14 protein-coding genes are annotated in these 17429 nt (G+C 63.5%); 5 read left to right on the top strand and 9 right to left on the bottom strand.

The genetic code is table 11. The features are described from left to right. The first annotated feature begins 5 nt into the window (after window positions 1-5). On the top strand, window positions 6-1388 hold the full coding sequence (locus BMX04_RS09460) for a pyruvate dehydrogenase complex E1 component subunit beta (protein ID WP_074786007.1): 1383 nt from the start codon (window positions 6-8) through the stop codon (window positions 1386-1388). A gap of 13 nt (window positions 1389-1401) precedes the next feature. Next, on the top strand, window positions 1402-2733 hold the full coding sequence (locus BMX04_RS09455; protein WP_074786006.1) for a pyruvate dehydrogenase complex dihydrolipoamide acetyltransferase: 1332 nt from the start codon (window positions 1402-1404) through the stop codon (window positions 2731-2733). A 51-nt stretch (window positions 2734-2784) separates the two neighbouring features. On the opposite strand, the gene BMX04_RS09450 is transcribed toward BMX04_RS09455, so the two are convergent. From BMX04_RS09450 to BMX04_RS09410, 9 genes are all read right to left on the bottom strand, one after another. Beyond that, window positions 2785-3063: an HlyU family transcriptional regulator gene (locus tag BMX04_RS09450; RefSeq protein WP_074786005.1), complete on the bottom strand. Its 279-nt coding sequence runs from the start codon at window positions 3061-3063 to the stop codon at window positions 2785-2787. A gap of 9 nt (window positions 3064-3072) precedes the next feature. After that, a complete protein-coding gene (gene rpoD / locus BMX04_RS09445) occupies window positions 3073-5058 on the bottom strand; it encodes an RNA polymerase sigma factor RpoD (RefSeq protein WP_074786004.1) in 1986 nt (661 codons plus the stop codon). Window positions 5059-5178: 120 nt separating this feature from the next. Continuing rightward, entirely contained in the window at window positions 5179-7131 is a 1953-nt protein-coding gene (gene dnaG / locus BMX04_RS09440) for a DNA primase (protein WP_074786003.1), read from the bottom strand. 39 nt (window positions 7132-7170) lie between these two features. Then, window positions 7171-7458: a DNA primase gene (locus tag BMX04_RS09435; RefSeq protein WP_074786002.1), complete on the bottom strand. Its 288-nt coding sequence runs from the start codon at window positions 7456-7458 to the stop codon at window positions 7171-7173. Window positions 7459-7489: 31 nt separating this feature from the next. Next, window positions 7490-8077 carry a sarcosine oxidase subunit gamma gene (locus BMX04_RS09430; RefSeq protein WP_074786117.1) on the bottom strand — a complete coding sequence of 196 codons (588 nt, stop codon included), beginning with the start codon at window positions 8075-8077 and terminating at the stop codon, window positions 7490-7492. Beyond that, window positions 8070-11000, bottom strand: a complete 2931-nt coding sequence (locus BMX04_RS09425; RefSeq protein ID WP_074786001.1) for a sarcosine oxidase subunit alpha family protein — start codon at window positions 10998-11000, stop codon at window positions 8070-8072. The genes BMX04_RS09430 and BMX04_RS09425 overlap by 8 nt, the downstream gene beginning before the upstream one ends. Further along, window positions 10997-11254 carry a sarcosine oxidase subunit delta gene (locus BMX04_RS09420; protein WP_074786000.1) on the bottom strand — a complete coding sequence of 86 codons (258 nt, stop codon included), beginning with the start codon at window positions 11252-11254 and terminating at the stop codon, window positions 10997-10999. The genes BMX04_RS09425 and BMX04_RS09420 overlap by 4 nt, the downstream gene beginning before the upstream one ends. Window positions 11255-11311: 57 nt before the next feature. After that, window positions 11312-12565 carry a sarcosine oxidase subunit beta family protein gene (locus BMX04_RS09415; protein ID WP_074785999.1) on the bottom strand — a complete coding sequence of 418 codons (1254 nt, stop codon included), beginning with the start codon at window positions 12563-12565 and terminating at the stop codon, window positions 11312-11314. 132 nt (window positions 12566-12697) lie between these two features. After that, window positions 12698-14128 (bottom strand): Glu/Leu/Phe/Val family dehydrogenase, encoded by a 1431-nt coding sequence (locus tag BMX04_RS09410; protein ID WP_074785998.1) that lies wholly within the window; start codon window positions 14126-14128, stop codon window positions 12698-12700. A gap of 355 nt (window positions 14129-14483) precedes the next feature. On the opposite strand from BMX04_RS09410, the gene BMX04_RS09405 reads away from it, so the two are divergent. The 3 genes from BMX04_RS09405 to BMX04_RS09395 are packed head-to-tail and all read left to right on the top strand — an operon-like array spanning window position 14484 to window position 17429. Beyond that, on the top strand, window positions 14484-16286 hold the full coding sequence (locus tag BMX04_RS09405; protein ID WP_083398146.1) for a Tad domain-containing protein: 1803 nt from the start codon (window positions 14484-14486) through the stop codon (window positions 16284-16286). Next, window positions 16283-16819, top strand: coding sequence for a TadE/TadG family type IV pilus assembly protein (locus BMX04_RS09400; protein ID WP_050661237.1), 537 nt, complete (start codon window positions 16283-16285; stop codon window positions 16817-16819). The genes BMX04_RS09405 and BMX04_RS09400 overlap by 4 nt, the downstream gene beginning before the upstream one ends. Before the next feature lies 1 nt (window position 16820). After that, on the top strand, window positions 16821-17429 hold the full coding sequence (locus BMX04_RS09395) for a TadE/TadG family type IV pilus assembly protein (protein ID WP_074785997.1): 609 nt from the start codon (window positions 16821-16823) through the stop codon (window positions 17427-17429).

Genomic DNA, 17429 nt, shown 5'->3' with positions numbered 1-17429 from the left:
CGACAATGGCTACCGAAATTCTCATGCCCGCCCTCTCCCCCACGATGGAGGAAGGCACACTCGCCAAATGGCTGGTCAAGGAAGGCGACACCGTCAATGCCGGTGACATCATGGCCGAAATCGAAACCGACAAGGCCACGATGGAATTCGAGGCGGTGGACGAAGGCACCATCGGCAAGATCCTGATTCAAGACGGCACCGAAGGCGTCAAGGTCAACACCCCTATCGCCGTCCTGCTGGAAGAAGGCGAAAGCGCCGACGATATCGACACCGCCTCAAGCGCCCCGGCCCCCGAGGCCAAGGACGACGGCGACGGCGACGACGCGGAAGCCCCGAAATCCGCCGAGACCAAGGCCACCGCCGCCCCCAAATCCGACACCAGCCCCGACTGGCCCGAGGGCACCGAGATGGAGAACAAGACCGTCCGCGAGGCCCTCAACGCCGCCATGGCCGAGGAAATGCGCCGCGACGACACGGTCTTTATTATGGGCGAAGAGGTCGCTGAATACGAGGGCGCCTACAAGATCACCCAGAACCTGCTGGATGAATTCGGCGGCAAACGCGTGATCGACACGCCGATCACCGAACACGGCTTTGCCGGTATCGGGGTTGGCGCATCCTGGGGCGGCTTGCGGCCCATCGTCGAATTCATGACTTGGAACTTCGCCATGCAGGCGATCGACCAGATCATCAACTCCGCCGCCAAGACGCTCTACATGTCCGGCGGTCAGATGGGCAGCCCGATCGTCTTCCGTGGCCCCAACGGCGCCGCCGCCCGCGTCGGTGCCCAGCACAGCCAGGACTACGCCGCCTGGTATGCCCAGGTCCCCGGCCTGCGCGTGGTGCAGCCCTACTCGGCCGCCTGCGCCAAGGGCCTGCTGAAAAGCGCCATCCGCGACCCCAACCCGGTGATCTTCCTCGAAAACGAGATCCTCTACGGCAAGTCCTTCGAGGTGCCCAAGATGGATGATTTCACCATCCCCTTCGGCAAGGCCAAGATCTGGCGCGACGGCTCGGACGTGACCATCGTCAGCTTCGGCATCGGCATGACCTACGCGCTCGAGGCCGCCGAGAAACTCGCCGAGGACGGCATCGACGCCGAGGTGATCGACCTGCGCACCCTGCGCCCAATGGACACCGACACGGTGATCAAGTCGGTGATGAAAACAAACCGCTGCGTCACCGTCGAGGAAGGCTGGCCCGTGCCCTCCATCGGTAGCTACATCTCCTCGGTGCTGATGCAAAAGGCGTTCGACTATCTCGACGCGCCTGTGATCAACTGCACCGGCAAGGACGTGCCGATGCCCTACGCGGCCAATCTCGAAAAGCTGGCGCTGACCTCGACCTCCGAGGTGATCGACGCCGTGCGCCAAGTGACCTACCGGTAAGGAGAGCGACGCGATGCCAACCGAAATACTCATGCCCGCCCTCTCGCCCACCATGGAAGAGGGCACGCTCGCCAAATGGCTGGTCAAGGAGGGGGACACCGTCAACGCCGGTGACCTTCTGGCCGAGATCGAGACTGACAAGGCCACGATGGAATTCGAGGCCGTCGACGAGGGCACCATCGGCAAGATCCTGATCGCGGACGGCACCGAAGGGGTCAAGGTCAACACCCCCATCGCCGTCTTGCTGGAGGAAGGCGAAAGCGCCGACGATATCAAGTCCGGCGAGTCCAGTGCCCCGAAATCGGCGGACGCGAAAGAGCCCGCCAAGGACGAGAAAGCCGGCGGCGAAGGCTCCGGCAAGGGCAAATCCGCAGAGCCAGTCGCCAAGTCCGACACCCCCGCCCCGGCAGCCCCCAAGGACGACAGCGGGGAGCGTATCTTCGCCTCGCCCCTTGCCCGCAGGATCGCTGCGGAAAAAGGGCTGGATCTCACACAGATCAAGGGCTCCGGCCCGCATGGCCGCATCGTGCGCGCCGATGTCGAGGATGCCAAACCCGCCGCCGCCGCCAAGGAGGCCGCCAAACCGGCGGACAAGGCCCCGGCCCCCGCCTCCGGCCCCTCCGCCGATGCCGTCATGGCTATGTACGAGGGCCGCGAGTTCGAGGAGGTCAAGCTCGACGGGATGCGTAAGACCATCGCCGCGCGCCTGACCGAGGCCAAGCAGACCGTGCCGCATTTCTACCTGCGCCGCGAAATCAGGCTCGACGCGCTGATGAAATTCCGCAGCGACCTCAACAAGCAGCTTGAATCGCGCGGCGTGAAACTGTCGGTCAACGACTTCATCATCAAGGCCTGTGCCCTGGCCTTGCAGGCCGTGCCCGATGCCAATGCCGTCTGGGCGGGCGACAAGGTGCTCAAGCTGAAACCCTCGGACGTGGCCGTCGCCGTCGCCATCGAGGGCGGGCTGTTCACGCCGGTCCTCAAGGATGCCGAGATGAAATCGCTCTCGGCGCTATCGGCGGAGATGAAAGACCTCGCCACCCGTGCCCGCGACCGCAAGCTTGCCCCCCATGAATATCAGGGCGGCACCTTCGCGATCTCTAACCTCGGCATGTTCGGGATCCAGAATTTCGACGCCGTCATCAACCCGCCGCATGGCGCGATCCTCGCCGTCGGCGCGGGCCAGAAAAAGCCGGTGGTCGGTTCTGATGGCGAACTGACCGTTGCCACGGTCATGTCGGTGACACTCTCGGTCGATCACCGGGTGATCGACGGCGCAATGGGGGCGGAACTCCTGCAGCAGATCGTCGAGAACCTCGAAAACCCGATGGTCATGCTGGCCTGACAAAAAGCCCCGGCCTCCGGGCCGGGACACGCGCCTTACGTGGCGCGGACCTCAGCGGAAAATCCGTTCGCCCTGCTCGTCGATGACCTGTTTCGCCTTACGGATCGAAAACGTCTCGGCCTCATCGAGGCTGCGCAGCGTGTCGGCGCGCAGCAGATGATGCACCTTCACCTCGCCGCCGACCTCCTTCTCGATCCGAGCACCGACGCGATACCCCTCATTGTCACTATGCGGCGCGGCGATGATCCGAAAATCCTTATAGGTTTCAGACACCTCCGCCCGCGTCTCGGACTTGCCCCCTCCTCCGAACAGGCGTGACAGGATCGACATTAGGCCTCCTTACTGATCCAGGAAACTCCGCAGCTTCCGCGACCGGCTGGGATGCTTTAGCTTCCTAAGAGCCTTGGCCTCGATCTGACGGATGCGTTCGCGGGTGACCGAGAACTGCTGTCCCACCTCTTCGAGCGTGTGGTCCGTGTTCATCCCGATGCCGAAGCGCATGCGCAGCACCCGTTCCTCGCGCGGCGTCAGCGAAGACAGCACCCGCGTCGTGGTTTCCTTCAAGTTGTCCTGAATAGCGGAATCAAGCGGCAGGATGACGTTCTTGTCCTCGATGAAATCGCCAAGCTGGCTGTCTTCCTCGTCGCCAATCGGCGTCTCCAGAGAAATCGGCTCCTTGGCGATCTTCATCACCTTGCGGACCTTTTCGAGCGGCATTTGCAGCTTTTCGGCCAGCTCTTCCGGCGTCGGTTCCCGTCCGATCTCGTGCAGCATCTGACGGCCCGTGCGCACCAGCTTGTTGATCGTCTCGATCATATGTACCGGAATGCGGATGGTGCGTGCCTGATCGGCGATGCTACGCGTGATCGCCTGACGGATCCACCATGTCGCATAAGTGCTGAACTTGTAGCCCCGGCGGTACTCGAACTTGTCCACCGCCTTCATCAGGCCGATATTGCCTTCCTGAATGAGATCAAGGAATTGCAGGCCACGGTTGGTGTATTTCTTGGCAATCGAGATGACCAGACGCAGGTTCGCCTCGACCATCTCCTTCTTGGCCTGACGCGCCTCTTTCTCGCCCTTCTGGACCTGCCCGACGATGCGGCGGAACTCGGAGATATCAAGGCCCACATACTGACCGACCTGCGCCATGTCGGCGCGCAATTCGGCCACCTTCTCGGGGCTGCGCTCCATGAACATCTGCCAGCCGCGCCCGGATTTCGCCGCCATATCGTCGAGCCAGTTGGGATCGAGTTCGCGCCCGCGATACTCCTCGACGAATTCCTTGCGGTTGATCCGCGCCTGATCGGCGAGTTTGACCATCGCCGTGTCGATCTGCATGATCCGGCGGTTGATCCCGTAAAGCTGGTCGATCAGCGCCTCGATGCGGTTGTTGTGCAGGTGCAACTCGTTGACGAGCTTGACGATTTCGGACCGTAGCTTCTGGTATTTCGCTTCCTGATCGGCCGAGAACGACCCGTCCTCGTTGAGCGTCGCAGAAATCCGGCTGTCCTGCATTTCGCTCAGCTGCGCGAAATCCTCAGCAATGCGGTCGAGCGTTTCGAGCACGCGCGGCTTGAGCGCGGCTTCCATCGCCGCAAGGCTCATGTTGGCCTGCTCGTCCTCGTCCTCGTCATCCTCGCTCTGGATCGGATTGCCGTCGGCATCGAGTTCCGGCTCGTCGCTGCTCTCACTGCGATTGGCCGGCGGGCTGGTGACGTTGGCAGCCTCGACGACCGGTTCGGCCCCCTCCTCGCCCGGCTGATTGCCGAACGTGGCCTCAAGGTCGATCACGTCGCGCAGCAGAATGTCTTCGCCCAGAAGTTCGTCGCGCCAGATGGTGATCGCCTGAAAGGTCAGCGGGCTCTCGCAAAGGCCCGCGATCATCGTGTTGCGCCCGGCCTCGATCCGCTTGGCGATCGCGATCTCGCCCTCGCGGCTCAGCAGTTCAACCGAGCCCATCTCGCGCAGGTACATGCGCACCGGATCATCCGTGCGGTCGAGCTTTTCTTCCTTGCCCGAGCCAAGCGTGATCTCGCCGCGCTTGCCCACTTCGGCGACGGCGGTGGTCTTGCTCTCTTCTTCTTCGGCGTCCTCGGCCTCGATGATGTTGATGCCCATCTCCGAGAGCATCGACATCACGTCCTCGATCTGCTCGGAACTGACCTGGTCGGGCGGCAGCACCTCGTTGAGCTGATCGTAGGTGATGAACCCCTTCTCACGCGCCTCGGCAATCATCCTCTTGACCGCCGCCTGAGACATGTCGAGCGAGACCTCGGTCTCGGCGTCGTCGGGCTTTTGGTCCTCGGTATCCTTGGCGGCCATGAAAGACTCCTCAGTTAGGGACGGTGCAGGTGATTCGGTTAACCCGAATCAATAGCGCGATCAGGTGATTCGCACACCCGTTTACCCCGATTTTATTGTCCATTCTTCCCCAAAATGCGGTTATCGCCTCTGTTTGGAAAAGCTTATCTTACCCAGGAGCGCGGCAAACTGCTCTTTCTCGTCACGTTTGATCGCCGCTCCGTTCTCACCCAGCTCGTATTCGGCCTTGTCCTCCTGCTGGCTGCGCAGCGCCTTGTTGCGCGCCTCCGCCGCCTGTGCAAGCCGCCATGTGATCGCCTCGTCGGCCAGTCCGGCCATGTCCTCGGCGGCCTCGTGCATCTCGGCTTGCACGCCCCGCTGTGCCATCAGCTTGGCCAGTTCCTCGCTCAGGGTCAGGCTGGCAAGCTCGGTGTCGCCCGGATACCGCACCGGCGGGGCAAGCGCGACATGGGGCAGTGCCAGCAGCTTTTCAAGGGGCGCGGCACCCATCTCGTCCTCGATCTGCGCGCGCAGGGTGTCGGCCCCGGCGGACGCATGGCGCAGGATCAGCGCGCGCAGCCGCGCGTGATCCGGGTCCTGACATTCCATCCGCTCGATCTGGCTCTCGAAACTCTCCATCACCTCGGGGCAGCAGATCAGCGTCGCCAGAATCACCGCCTCGCGCAGATGCGTATCCCCCGCCGCCGTGACCAGCAGCGAGGATTTCGTGGTCGCGCGGGCAGGCTCTGGCGGGGGCCACTTGCCGCCACGCGGACGAGGCGTGAACGTGCCGCCCCCCGCCGCACGGCGCGGGTTGAAAAGTTGCCAGCGCAGGTCCTTGAGTTCCTGATCGTAATAACTGCGCAGCGACGGATCGCGGATCAGCCCGGCCTTCTCGCGGCAGACGCGCTCCAGCGCCGCCTTGCGCTCGGGGCTGTCAAAGTCGCGCCCCTCGGTCTCGCGCTGCCACAACAGGCGCACCATCGGCATCGCCGCCTCAACCCGCGTTTGCACCGCTCCCGCACCCTCGGCCCTCAGCAGGTCATCGGGGTCCTGCCCCTCTGGCATCAGCGCAAAGCGCAGCGATTTGCCCGCTTCGAGCAGCGGGAGGGCAAGGTCGATCACCCGGTAGGCGGCCTGTAACCCGGCCCGGTCGCCGTCGAGCATGATCACCGGCTCAGGCGCGATCCGCCACAACAGCTGCATCTGATGCTCGGTCACCGCCGTGCCCAGCGGGGCCACCGCCGCGCCAAAGCCCGCCGCCACCAGCGCGATCACATCCATATAGCCCTCTGCCACGATCAGCGGCTGGCCCTTGCCCGCCGCCTCGCGCGCAGGCCCGTGGTTATAGAGGGTGTGCGACTTGTCGAAAATCTCGGTCTCGGGCGAGTTGAGATATTTGGCGCTGTTATCGGGGTCCATCGCCCGCCCGCCAAAGGCGATGCACCGCCCGCGCGCATCGCGAATCGGGAACATGATGCGGTTGCGGAACGTGTCATAGGGCTTGCCACCCTTTTGGCTTTCCTTGGCCAGACCACAGGCAAGGATCATCTCGGGCGCCACGCCCTTGCCCGTCAGGTGATCCCACAGCCCCTGCCAGCCGTCGGGGGCAAAGCCCAGATCAAACCGCGCCTGCGTCTCGTCAGTCAGCCGACGCCCCTTGAGATAGTCACGCGCCGCAGCCCCAGCCCCGCTGCGCAATTGCAGGCCGAAATACTTGACCGCCTGCTCCATCACCTCGACCAGTTGACCACGGCGGTCGGCCTTTTGCTGCGCCTGCGGGTCGCGTTCGGGCACGCTCATGCCCGCCTCGGTGGCGAGGATCTTCACCGCCTCGATGAAATCAACATTCTCGGTCTCACGGACGAATGAGATCGCGTCACCCTTGGCGTGACAGCCAAAGCAGTAGTAAAACCCCTTGCGGTCATCCACATGAAAAGACGCGGTTTTTTCCTGATGAAAGGGGCACGGGGCCCACATGTCGCCCTTGGCCTGATTGGACTTGCGCGTATCCCACATGACCTTGCGCCCGACGACCTGAGATAGCGACAGGCGGCTTTGCAACTCGTCAAGGAATCCGGGGGGCAGGCTCATACCCCTATATTGGGCGCGTGGCGCTCAGAGTCCAGTGCTCTACTGCGCCTCACATTGCGTGACATAGCTGCCCGCCACGTCCTTGCTCAATTCCACCTCGTCGAGCGTATAGACCCAATCCACCAGCGGCTGCACGGCAGGTTCATAGGGGGCCATCTCGCCGGTAATCTCGGCGCTGATCGCCTTGATCGTCTGCGGGGCCTCTTGCCCGTCCTTGCGCGCCTCGACGGCCCGCGCCACGATCTCGCCCGTGGGGGCACAGATCGGGTTCTGCGCCGTGGCGCTCAGCGGCAGGGTGCATAGAGCGGCAATCAACATCAGGCGCATGGCGGTCTCTCCCTTTGGACTATGACCGTATCTAGGGCAAATGATGCGCCCTGTCAGCGCCTTCCCTCGGGGAATTTCGCCGCGCCGCGACCCGTCGCATCGCCGTCTCGACCTCGTGGATCAACGTCCCGGCCATCGAGCGAAAGACCATGATCCGCCAGTTGTCCGCGCCCATGCGCGCGATCGCCCCGGCCATATGCGCCACCTCGGTGCGGGCGACATGGCCACGCTTGAACACCTGATCGCGCAGATCAAGCGGGCAGAGCCGCGCCAGCACCTCCGGCGCCCCCGGCCCCTCCAGCGCCAGCACCGCCCAGGCATCGGACTGATCGACAAGAGCGGCATGCGCCGCCAGCCCCGGATCAGGCTCTGGCCCGATCAAGAGCGCCATATCGCGCCCGAACCACATCGCCCGCGCGCCCTTGCGCCCGGTCATCCGCCCGGCCTTGGGCCAGCCCATGCCATGCGCCGCCTGCATCGCCTCCGACAGCGCGGCGGCCTGCCCCTTGTAGGGCGCAAGCCACGTCATCCGCTCGCGCACAACCTCGCTCAAGCGCAGATCGCCCGCCGTCACCGGCAACCGCCCCTCGCCGGGGCTCTCCGCTTGCAACTCAACCACGCAACCGCCCTCCATCCGGGTCATACTGCACCACGCCCGTCACCTCGCAGACCGTCTCCGAGCCGCGCAGGTGATCGACCATGCGCACCCGCTCGCCGATCCGCTCCGGCCCGCGCCGCAGAAACGCCTGCCCGATCACATGGCCAAGCGTCGGCGAATAGCAGGCGCTGGTGATATAGCCCTGATCGTTGGCGCTCACGGCCTCGGCGCTTTCATCAAACAGATGCGCGCCGGGCAAGAGTTCCTTCACCGCGCCCACGGGTTTGAGCCCCACCAGCCGCTCCCGCTCCGGGTCCATCAACCCGACCCGCGACGCCGCCGCCTTTCCGATGAAATTCTTCTTGCCGCTCATCATTCCCTGCATTCCGATATCATAGGCCGTCACCCGCCCGTGGATCTCGGCATGGGTGATAAAGCCCTTCTCGATCCGCAGCACATTCAGCGCCTCCATCCCGTAGGCCCCGCCGCCCATGGCCTCGGCGCGCGCCACCAACTCACGGAATAGCGCCGCCCCATAGCGCGCGGGCACGGCGATCTCATAGGCATGCTCGCCCGAGAAGGATATCCAGAAGAGCCGCCCCGCCACTCCGCCCACGCCCACCGCGCCGCAGGCCATGAAGGGAAAACCCGCATCGTCAATCGGCGCATCTAAAAGACCATTGAGCAGATCGCGCGCCTGCGGCCCCGCCACGGCGAACTGCGCCCACTCTTCCGTCACTGACACCATCCGCACGTCCCAGTCCGGCCGCAGCACCTGCGCCACAAACTCCAGATGCCGCATCACCTGACCCGCCGCCGCCGTGGTGGTGGTCATCAGGTAATGGCTCTCCCCCAGCCGCGCACAGGTCCCGTCATCCATGACATGCCCATCCTCGCGCAGCATCAGGCCATAGCGCACACGGCCCTCCTTCAGCGTGGAAAACGTGTTGGTATAGACGAAATCCAGAAACCGCGCCGCATCCGGGCCCTGAATGTCGATCTTACCAAGGGTCGAGACATCGCAGACCCCCACGGCATTCCGCACCATCGCCACCTCGCGATCACAGGATTGCCGCCACGTGTGCTCCCCCTTGCGCGGGAAATAGCTGGGCCGATACCACAGCCCCGCCTCGATCATTGGCGCACCCCGCGCCACGCTCTCGGCATGCGAGGTGGTCAGGCGTTCGGGCGCAAAGCCCTTGCCCTTAGCCCCCGCCCCCATCGCCGCAATCGGCACCGGCACATAAGGCGGGCGAAAGGTGGTGGTGCCGGTTTCGGGAATGCCGCGCCCGGTCGCATCCGCCAGCACTGCGAGCGCATTGACGTTGGAATTCTTGCCCTGATCGGGCGCCATCCCCTGCGTCGTGTAGCGCTTCATATGCTCGACCGAGCGAAAGTTCTCGCGCGCGGCAAGATCCACGTCCTTGACCGTCACATCGTTCTGGAAATCGAGCCAGGCGCGCCCCTTGCCCGGCACCTGCCAGAGCGGAAAGATGTCATAGGCGGCATGGCCCGCCGACGGCACGCTCATCTCCGGCTGCTTCAACCCCAGATCGCGCACCGCGCGCAGCCCCTCGGCCAATCCACTCTCCAGACAGGCGCGTGTCGAAAACTCCCCCGCAGCCGCCCCCGCCGCGCGCTGCCCGGGCACCGCATCCTCAGGCGGCAGAAAGGCCAGCCGGTCCGCGTCCCACGCCGGTCGCGCCCCCATGTGACAGGCCAGGTGCATCGACGGGTTCCACCCGCCCGACACCGCCAGACACTCGGCGGCAATGCGCGTCTCGCCCGCAGGCGTGGCAATCGTCACCGCCTCCAGCCCGCGCCGCCCGGCTGTCCCACAGACATGCGCACCGGGGTAGAACGGCACGTCGAGATCGCAGCGCGCATAATGCCGCGAGTCAACCAGCGCCGCCACATGCACCCCCGCCTCCTGCAAATCCGCCACCGTGCGATGCGCGCTGTCATTGTTGCCAAAGACCACCGTGCTCTGCCCCGGCACCACGCCCCAGCGGTTGAGATAGGCGCGCACCGCGCCCGCCATCATCACCCCGGGCCGGTCGTTGCCCGCAAAGGCCACCGGCCGCTCCAGCGCCCCCGCCGCGAGCACCGTGCGCCGCGCCACGATCCGCCAGAAACATCCCTTTGGCGCGTGGGCGCGCTCCGCCACATCCGGCGCCAACCGTTCCAGCGCCCCATACGTGCCCTGATCATAGGCCCCCGTCACGGCCATGCGCGTCATGATCCGAACGTTGGGCATCGCGGCCAACTCGGCCGCGATCTCCTCCACCCACGCCACGCCAGGCACCCCGTCGACCTCTTCGCTCTCGGCCAGCAACCGCCCGCCAAGCCGCGTGTCCTCCTCGGCGAGGATCACATCCGCGCCCGCCTCTGCGGCCGCGCGCGCCGCCATCAGCCCGGCAGACCCGCCGCCGATCACCAACAGATCGCAATGGGCAAAGGCCCGCTCATAACGGTCCAGCGCCGCCGCGCCCGAGAGCCCCCCCAGCCCAGCGGCACGACGGATCACCGGCTCGTAGACGCGCTCCCAGAACGCGCGGGGCCACATGAAGGTCTTGTAATAGAACCCCGCCCCAAGAACCGGCGCAAAGAGATCATTCACCGCCAGCAGATCGAGCCCCAGCGTCGGCCAGCGGTTCTGACTGCGCGCCCAGAGCCCCTCGTGCAACTCGACCGTGGTCGCGCGCAGGTTCGGCTCCTGCGCCGCCCCCTGCCCCAGCGCTATCAGCGCATTCGGCTCCTCGCTACCTGCGGTCATCACGCCGCGCGGGCGGTGATACTTGAACGACCGCGCCACCATCCGCACATCGTTCGCCAGCAGCGCCGAGGCCAGCGTGTCGCCCGCAAACCCCTGATAGTCCCGCCCGTCGAAACGAAACGAAACCGGGCGCTCGCGGTCGACCAACCCCTTGCCCTCAACCCTCATGCGCCCGCCTCCGCCGCCAGCGCCACGGCCAAAACCTCATGCGTGACCGTGTCGCGGGTCACGATCAGCCAGGCCCCGCAGCCCTGCTCATGCTGCCAAAGATCGCGCGTCACACCCGCCGGGTTGTCGCGGTTATGCAGGTAATCCTCCCAATCCGGCCCCCAATCGCTCCCATCGGGCCGCGCCAGCGCCGCGCCCTGATAATAGAACTCGCGGCGATCCCGCTCGCCACAGACCGGACAGACAAGTCTCATCTCACTTGCGCTTTCATCTTGCCAAAAATACTCAAAACTCCGCCCTCTCCGCCCAACTCAATGCAGGTTATGCTGCGCGCCGGTGCCTTCCTCGTCCATCAGCCCCCGACCGGTCGCAAAGCGATCCAGCCGGAACCCCGTGGCCGCCGGATGCGGTCGGTCGGTGGCGATCAGATGCGCCATCGCGTGCCCCGACCCCGGCACCGCCTTGAACCCGCCATAACACCAGCCGCAATTGAGATAGAGGCCGTCGATCCCCGCATGGTCGATGACGGGCGAGCCGTCGGGCGACATGTCCATGATCCCGCCCCAGCTACGCAGCACGCTTGCGTTGCCGATCATTGGCATCAGCGTCATCCCCGCCTCCATCACATGCTCGACCAGCGGCAGGTTGCCGCGCGCGGCATAGGACGCATACATGTCGAGATCACCGCCAAAGACCAGCCCGCCCTTGTCGGACTGGCTGATATAGAAATGCCCCATGCCAAAGCTGATCACGTGGTCGATGCAGGGTTTCAGCCCCTCGGTGACAAAGGCCTGCAGCACATGGCTCTCGATCGGCAGGCGCATCCCCGCCATCGCCGCCACCTGAGACGAGCGCCCGGCGACGACAATCGCCAGTTTCTTCGCGCGAATGGCGCCGCGCGTGGTCTGAACGCCGCGCACCCGGCCATTCTCGATGTCGACCCCCGTCACCTCGCAATTCTGGATGAGGTCCACACCCCGGTCGCTCGCCCCCCGCGCATAGCCCCAGGCCACCGCGTCATGCCGCGCGGTGCCCGCGCGCCGCTGCAAGAGGCCGCCATAGATCGGAAACCGCGCCTGCTCGTAATCGAGATAGGGCACCATGCGTTTGAGCTCCGCCACGCTCAAGAGTTCCGCATCGTCGCCCTGATTGCGCATCGCGTTGCCGCGCCGTGCGGCTGCATCGCGCTGCCCGTCGGAGTGAAACAGTACGATCTGCCCGCGCTGCGAATGCATGACGTTGTAGTTGAGATCCTCCTCCAGCCCCTCCCAGAGCTTCAGGGAATGGCTGTAGAATTCCGAATTGCCCGGCAGGAAATAATTGGCCCGCACGATGGTGGTGTTGCGGCCCACGTTGCCGCCGCCGAGATAGCCTTTTTCCAGCACCGCGACATTTGTGATGCCGTGTTTCTTGGCCAGGTAATAGGCGGTCGAGAGGCCATGCCCGCCACCACCGATGATCACCACGTCATAGTCGGATTTCGGCGTGGCATCGCGCCAATGCGCCTGCCAGCCCCTGTTGCCGGTCAGCCCTTCCTTCAGAACCCGCAGCCCCGAAAACCGCATGCCCGCCCCCTTCTCCGTGATCCGACGCGACTGAACCAAGTCTCATCTTCAATAGCAACGGCAGAGCCGAAGCTCTGCCATCTTTCCCGCCATTTCCCGGCCCGTGCGCGACCTGCGCGCCTCAGAGCCCTGTTACAGACCCATGGCGCGATAGCTCGCCGCGACCTTGGCGATGGACACCAGATACGCTGCCGTGCGCAGATCGGTCACGTCCTGACGGTTGTGCCAGACCTCGCGCATCGACTGGTAGGCGCTGCGCATCGTATCGTCGAGCCCCGAGCGCACCAGCTCCAACTCACCCGCACCGCGCAGGTATTGCTGCTTGAAATGCGGGCTCATCTGCCAGTTATCGCCCAGATGCGCGTCAAGCCGCTCCAACTCGTCGATGATCAACTGGTGCCGCGCCTCTTCCTGACGCCGCCCGATCCGACCAAAGCGGATATGGCTGAGGTTCTTGACCCATTCGAAATAGGACACGGTCACGCCGCCCGCATTGGCATACATGTCGGGAATGATCACCGTGCCTTTCTGGCGCAGGATATCGTCGGCCCCGGCCGTGACCGGGCCATTCGCCGCCTCGATGATCAGCGGCGCCTTGATCCGCGCGGCATTCTCGAGGTTGATCACCCCTTCCATCGCCGCCGGGATGAGAATCTCGCACTCGTTTTCCAGCGCCTTGGTCCCGTCAGCGATATATTTGCCGTCCGGATAGCCATCAACGCCGCCATGACGCGCGATCCAGTTGCGCACCGCCTCCACATCGAGGCCGCTCTCGTCGATCAGCGCACCGTCGCGCTCGATGATCGCGGTGACCTTGCAGCCATCCTCCTCGCTCAGGAACTTGGCCGCGTGATAGCCCACGTTGCCAAGGCCCTGCACCACCACGCGCTTGCCGTCGAGCTTGCCCGACATGCCCGCCGCCGCGACATCCTCGGGATGACGGAAGAACTCGCGCAGCGCATATTGCACGCCGCGCCCCGTCGCCTCGGTCCGGCCCTGAATGCCGCCGCCATGGATCGGCTTGCCGGTGACACAGGCGCGGTAATTGATATCGGTGGTGGCCATGCGCTTGTACTGATCCGCGATCCAGGCCATCTCGCGCTCGCCTGTGCCCATGTCGGGGGCCGGCACGTTCTGGGCGGGATGGATCAGGTCGCGCTTGATCAGCTCATAGGCAAAGCGGCGGGTGATCATCTCAAGCTCATGCTCTTCCCACTCGCGAGGATCGAGGCGCAGCCCCCCCTTGGAGCCACCGAACGGGGCCTCGACCAGCGCGCACTTATAGGTCATCAGCGCCGCCAGCGCCTCGACCTCGTCCTGATTGACCCCCATGGCATAGCGGATGCCGCCCTTGACGGGCTCCATGTGCTCGGAATGGACGCTGCGATAGCCGGTGAAAGTGTGGATCTGCCCGCGCAGACGCACCCCGAACCGCACGGTATATGTGGCGTTGCAGACGCGGATCTTTTCCTCAAGCCCCGGCGGCAATTCCATCAGTGCCACGGCGCGGTTGAACATCAGATCCACGCTTTCGCGGAATGTCGGTTCTCTCTTGGCGGTCATTACAACTCCCTCCCTGTTGTGCCACAGTCACGCGAACACTAGACGCTCCGAGTCTCTGGCCGAGTCTCCGGCATGTGGCTGCTGGGATGGTTAAGGGCTGTGCCACGATTGTCCACCCGTAACCTGGTCCACGGCCTCCGTGGTCTTACACAATCCCGAAACGCCCGGTTTGTCGCGCCAGAGGCAACGATAAGCCCCGCCTTTCTATATTGTTGATTTAAATGAGTTAACTTTCGATTTCTTTCCCCTTTCGGCCATAATTCGACCATAATGAACTGGGATAGAGACCAATGGTGCATAATGTGTGCCAGCTTATGGTTTCGGGGGCCTTTGAGGTCATTAAGAGGTGATCAGAATGCGTGTAGAGCAAGCTCCGAGGAAACCGGGCCTGACCGCCCTGTTGAAAAATGGGACCGCGCTCGCCTCGCGGCCCATTCACAAGTTTCTGAACAAAGAGGATGGCTCCGTCACGGCCTTCTCGTTCGTCGTGTTCGTCATGATGCTCGTCATGGGCGGGATCGCCCTTGATACGATGCGTCAGGAAACCGCCCGTGCCAGCCTCCAGGCCACGCTCGACCGCGCAGTCCTAGCCGGCGCACAGGCCAGCACCAGCGCCCAGGCGCGCGACGTAATCGAGGATTACTTCGACAAGGCCGGGCTCGGCGCGTACCTGCTGGCCGAACAAGAAGACGAAATCGACATCAAGCTCAATTCCGCCAAGGTCAGCGCCCGCGCTGTGCGCATCATCGACACCTACCTGATGAAATTCGCCGCTGTGGATCAACTCCAATCCTCCGCCGGTGCCACCGCCGAGGTCACGATCCCGAAACTCGAAGTCGCCATGGTGCTCGACAACTCCGGCTCGATGCAGGGTTCACGCATGACCGCACTGCGCCCCGCAGCGGTCGAATTCGTCCAGACGGTTATGGAAAATACCGAAGAACGCGACGCCGTTATCTCGATCGTGCCCTATAGCTGGTCCGTGTCCCCCCCGAAAAGCCTTTTCGAGGCGCTCAACGTCAGCACGACCCATCAATATTCGCGGTGCCTCGAGTTCAGCGACGCGGATTACGACAGCGCCGCAATGAACCCGGCCACAGTCTATCAGCAGATGCTCTACACCTCCAAGCGCGGCACCACGTTCGGGGATCTGTCCAACGATTCGTTCGCGTGGGGGTCAGGCGACACTTACAACCAGACCTGCTATCCCGAGGACTTCTTTCAGATCCTGCCCTACGCCACCAAGCAATCCGTGATCGAGGGTAAGATCAACTCCCTGCAGGCCGCCGGCAGTACCAGCACCAACGAGGGCATCAAGTGGGGCGCAGCCCTGCTCGACCCCGCTTTCGCACCGGTCGTGACCGCCTTGCAGGTGACCAAGACCAAGATCGACGGAAACGGAAATACGGTGACGTATCACGATGTTGATCCGCTGCTGAGCAACATGCCCGCCACCTATGATACCGGCGACACGCTCAAGGTGATGCTGGTCATGAGCGACGGCAAGAACGACTATAGCTACCGGCTACCGGCTCAGTATCGTGGCGAAAACTCCAACCTCTATGAGGTGACCTACCAAGAGCAGGAGTTTCACTACCTTTATGATCGTTACGATACCAGCCGCCGCTGGTACGGCAGCCAGTACGAGCAATACTGCAGCTGGTCACGTTACGATTGCAAGTATCGCGCATCTGGCGGTCAAACCACCTCCTTCTTTCTCTACAGCCCGCACTATGATGACTTTTACAACACGGAAACCGGCGCGATTTTCCAGAACAGCGACATTACCAACATACCTGGCTACATATCGCATGAGCGCATTGACTGGGATATTGCGTGGGGCCTGATGACGCCCGAATACTACAAGAACAAGACAGGCAGCTGGGGCCCTTACAACGAATTCGGGTCCTCCGGGAGCAAAGCGATCACCCCGGGCAAGAAGGACGCGCAGATGGAGGACATCTGCGACGCCGCCAATGCTGCGGGGATCACGATCTACACGGTGGCGTTCGAAATGGGCAGTCAGGCCAGCGCGGCGAACAAACTGCGCGACTGCGCCTCGACCACCTCGCACCATTTCAACGCGACCAAGTTCAACGTCAAGACCGTGTTCAACACCATCGCGGTCAACGTCAAGCAGTTGAGGCTGACCCAATGACACGGTCGTTCGCACGGCGCGTACGCCGATACCTGCGGGACGAAAAGGGCACCGCCTCGCTCGAATTCGTGATGGTGGCCCCGCTCTTCTTCTCGTTCATGTTCTTTTCGATCGAACTGGGTTTCGTGACGCTGCGCGCGACCATGCTGGAACGCGGTCTCGACATCGCGGTCCGCGAAATCCGCCTCGGCACAGGCAGTGCGCCGCAACATGACGACATCAAGGATATCATCTGCGACAATTCGCTGATCATCCCCGATTGCGCGAACAAGCTGCGCCTCGAAATGGTCCCGACCGACCTGCGCAACTTTACCCAGCTTGATCCGTCTCCGGATTGCACCGATGCCGCCGATGAATCCAAGCCGTTGCGTGAATTTACACCCGGCGGGGAAAACCAGCTTATGATGCTGCGCGCCTGCGCCAAGTATACACCGATTTACCCGTCGCAATGGCTGGGCCGCGCGGTGTTCAAGGATCCCAATGGCGAGGCGCTTATCGTTGCCACCAGTGCCTTTGTGCAGGAGCCGATTTGATATGAAACCTTCCCTTTTGAAGCGACTGTTCGGATCATTCTGGTCGGACGAACGCGGCACCGCCGCCCTCGAAACCGTGATCATGGCCCCGTTCCTGACGATCGGCCTGTTCTTTTCCTACGAGGCCTATGGCGCCTTCCGCCAGCAAAGCCTGACCGAGAAAGCGACCTACACGATCGCCGACATCCTTTCGCGCGAGCAGAACAACGGCACGCCGATTGACGACACCTATGTCGACAACGCGAAAACGCTTTTCGACGACCTGACGCGCTCCGACATCGGCCAGTTGCGGATCACCGTCGTCCGCCGTCACCTCGACCCTGACAACAATGTGGATTTCTTCGAATTGCGCTGGTCGGAACTCCGCGGTGACGGGGCGTTCCAGGAAATGACTCAGGCGATGGTCCAGGATGCCGATGACTTCTTTCCGGCCATGCTCAACGGTCAGGAAATGATCCTCGTCGAAAGCCTGTCGCCTTACCGGCCGTCCGTCACGCTCGGCGGTGTGTTCCGTGAATTTCCGATCGAGGCGCGGATGTTCATGACGCTGCGGTTCGCACCGCAGCTGTGCCACATCGACGTCTGCAACACCAGCAACACGACCAGCTAG

It is taken from the genome of Roseovarius tolerans, from assembly GCF_900109855.1.
Lineage (GTDB): Bacteria > Pseudomonadota > Alphaproteobacteria > Rhodobacterales > Rhodobacteraceae > Roseovarius > Roseovarius tolerans.
The sequence above is the reverse complement of the archived record's forward strand: the minus strand, read 5'-3'. Positions and strand labels throughout refer to the sequence as shown.

Excerpts from the sequence above, each read along its gene's own strand:
- BMX04_RS09420 (WP_074786000.1), bottom strand. The coding sequence starts at position 11,254 with ATGAGACTTGTCTGTCCGGTCTGTGGCGAGCGGGATCGCCGCGAGTTC.
- BMX04_RS09415 (WP_074785999.1), bottom strand. The coding sequence starts at position 12,565 with ATGCGGTTTTCGGGGCTGCGGGTTCTGAAGGAAGGGCTGACCGGCAAC.
- BMX04_RS09455 (WP_074786006.1), top strand. The coding sequence starts at position 1,402 with ATGCCAACCGAAATACTCATGCCCGCCCTCTCGCCCACCATGGAAGAG.
- BMX04_RS09460 (WP_074786007.1), top strand. The coding sequence starts at position 6 with ATGGCTACCGAAATTCTCATGCCCGCCCTCTCCCCCACGATGGAGGAA.
- BMX04_RS09450 (WP_074786005.1), bottom strand. The coding sequence starts at position 3,063 with ATGTCGATCCTGTCACGCCTGTTCGGAGGAGGGGGCAAGTCCGAGACG.
- BMX04_RS09435 (WP_074786002.1), bottom strand. The coding sequence starts at position 7,458 with ATGCGCCTGATGTTGATTGCCGCTCTATGCACCCTGCCGCTGAGCGCC.
- BMX04_RS09410 (WP_074785998.1), bottom strand. The coding sequence starts at position 14,128 with ATGACCGCCAAGAGAGAACCGACATTCCGCGAAAGCGTGGATCTGATG.
- BMX04_RS09400 (WP_050661237.1), top strand. The coding sequence starts at position 16,283 with ATGACACGGTCGTTCGCACGGCGCGTACGCCGATACCTGCGGGACGAA.
- dnaG (WP_074786003.1), bottom strand. The coding sequence starts at position 7,131 with ATGAGCCTGCCCCCCGGATTCCTTGACGAGTTGCAAAGCCGCCTGTCG.
- rpoD (WP_074786004.1), bottom strand. The coding sequence starts at position 5,058 with ATGGCCGCCAAGGATACCGAGGACCAAAAGCCCGACGACGCCGAGACC.
- BMX04_RS09405 (WP_083398146.1), top strand. The coding sequence starts at position 14,484 with ATGCGTGTAGAGCAAGCTCCGAGGAAACCGGGCCTGACCGCCCTGTTG.
- BMX04_RS09425 (WP_074786001.1), bottom strand. The coding sequence starts at position 11,000 with ATGAGGGTTGAGGGCAAGGGGTTGGTCGACCGCGAGCGCCCGGTTTCG.
- BMX04_RS09395 (WP_074785997.1), top strand. The coding sequence starts at position 16,821 with ATGAAACCTTCCCTTTTGAAGCGACTGTTCGGATCATTCTGGTCGGAC.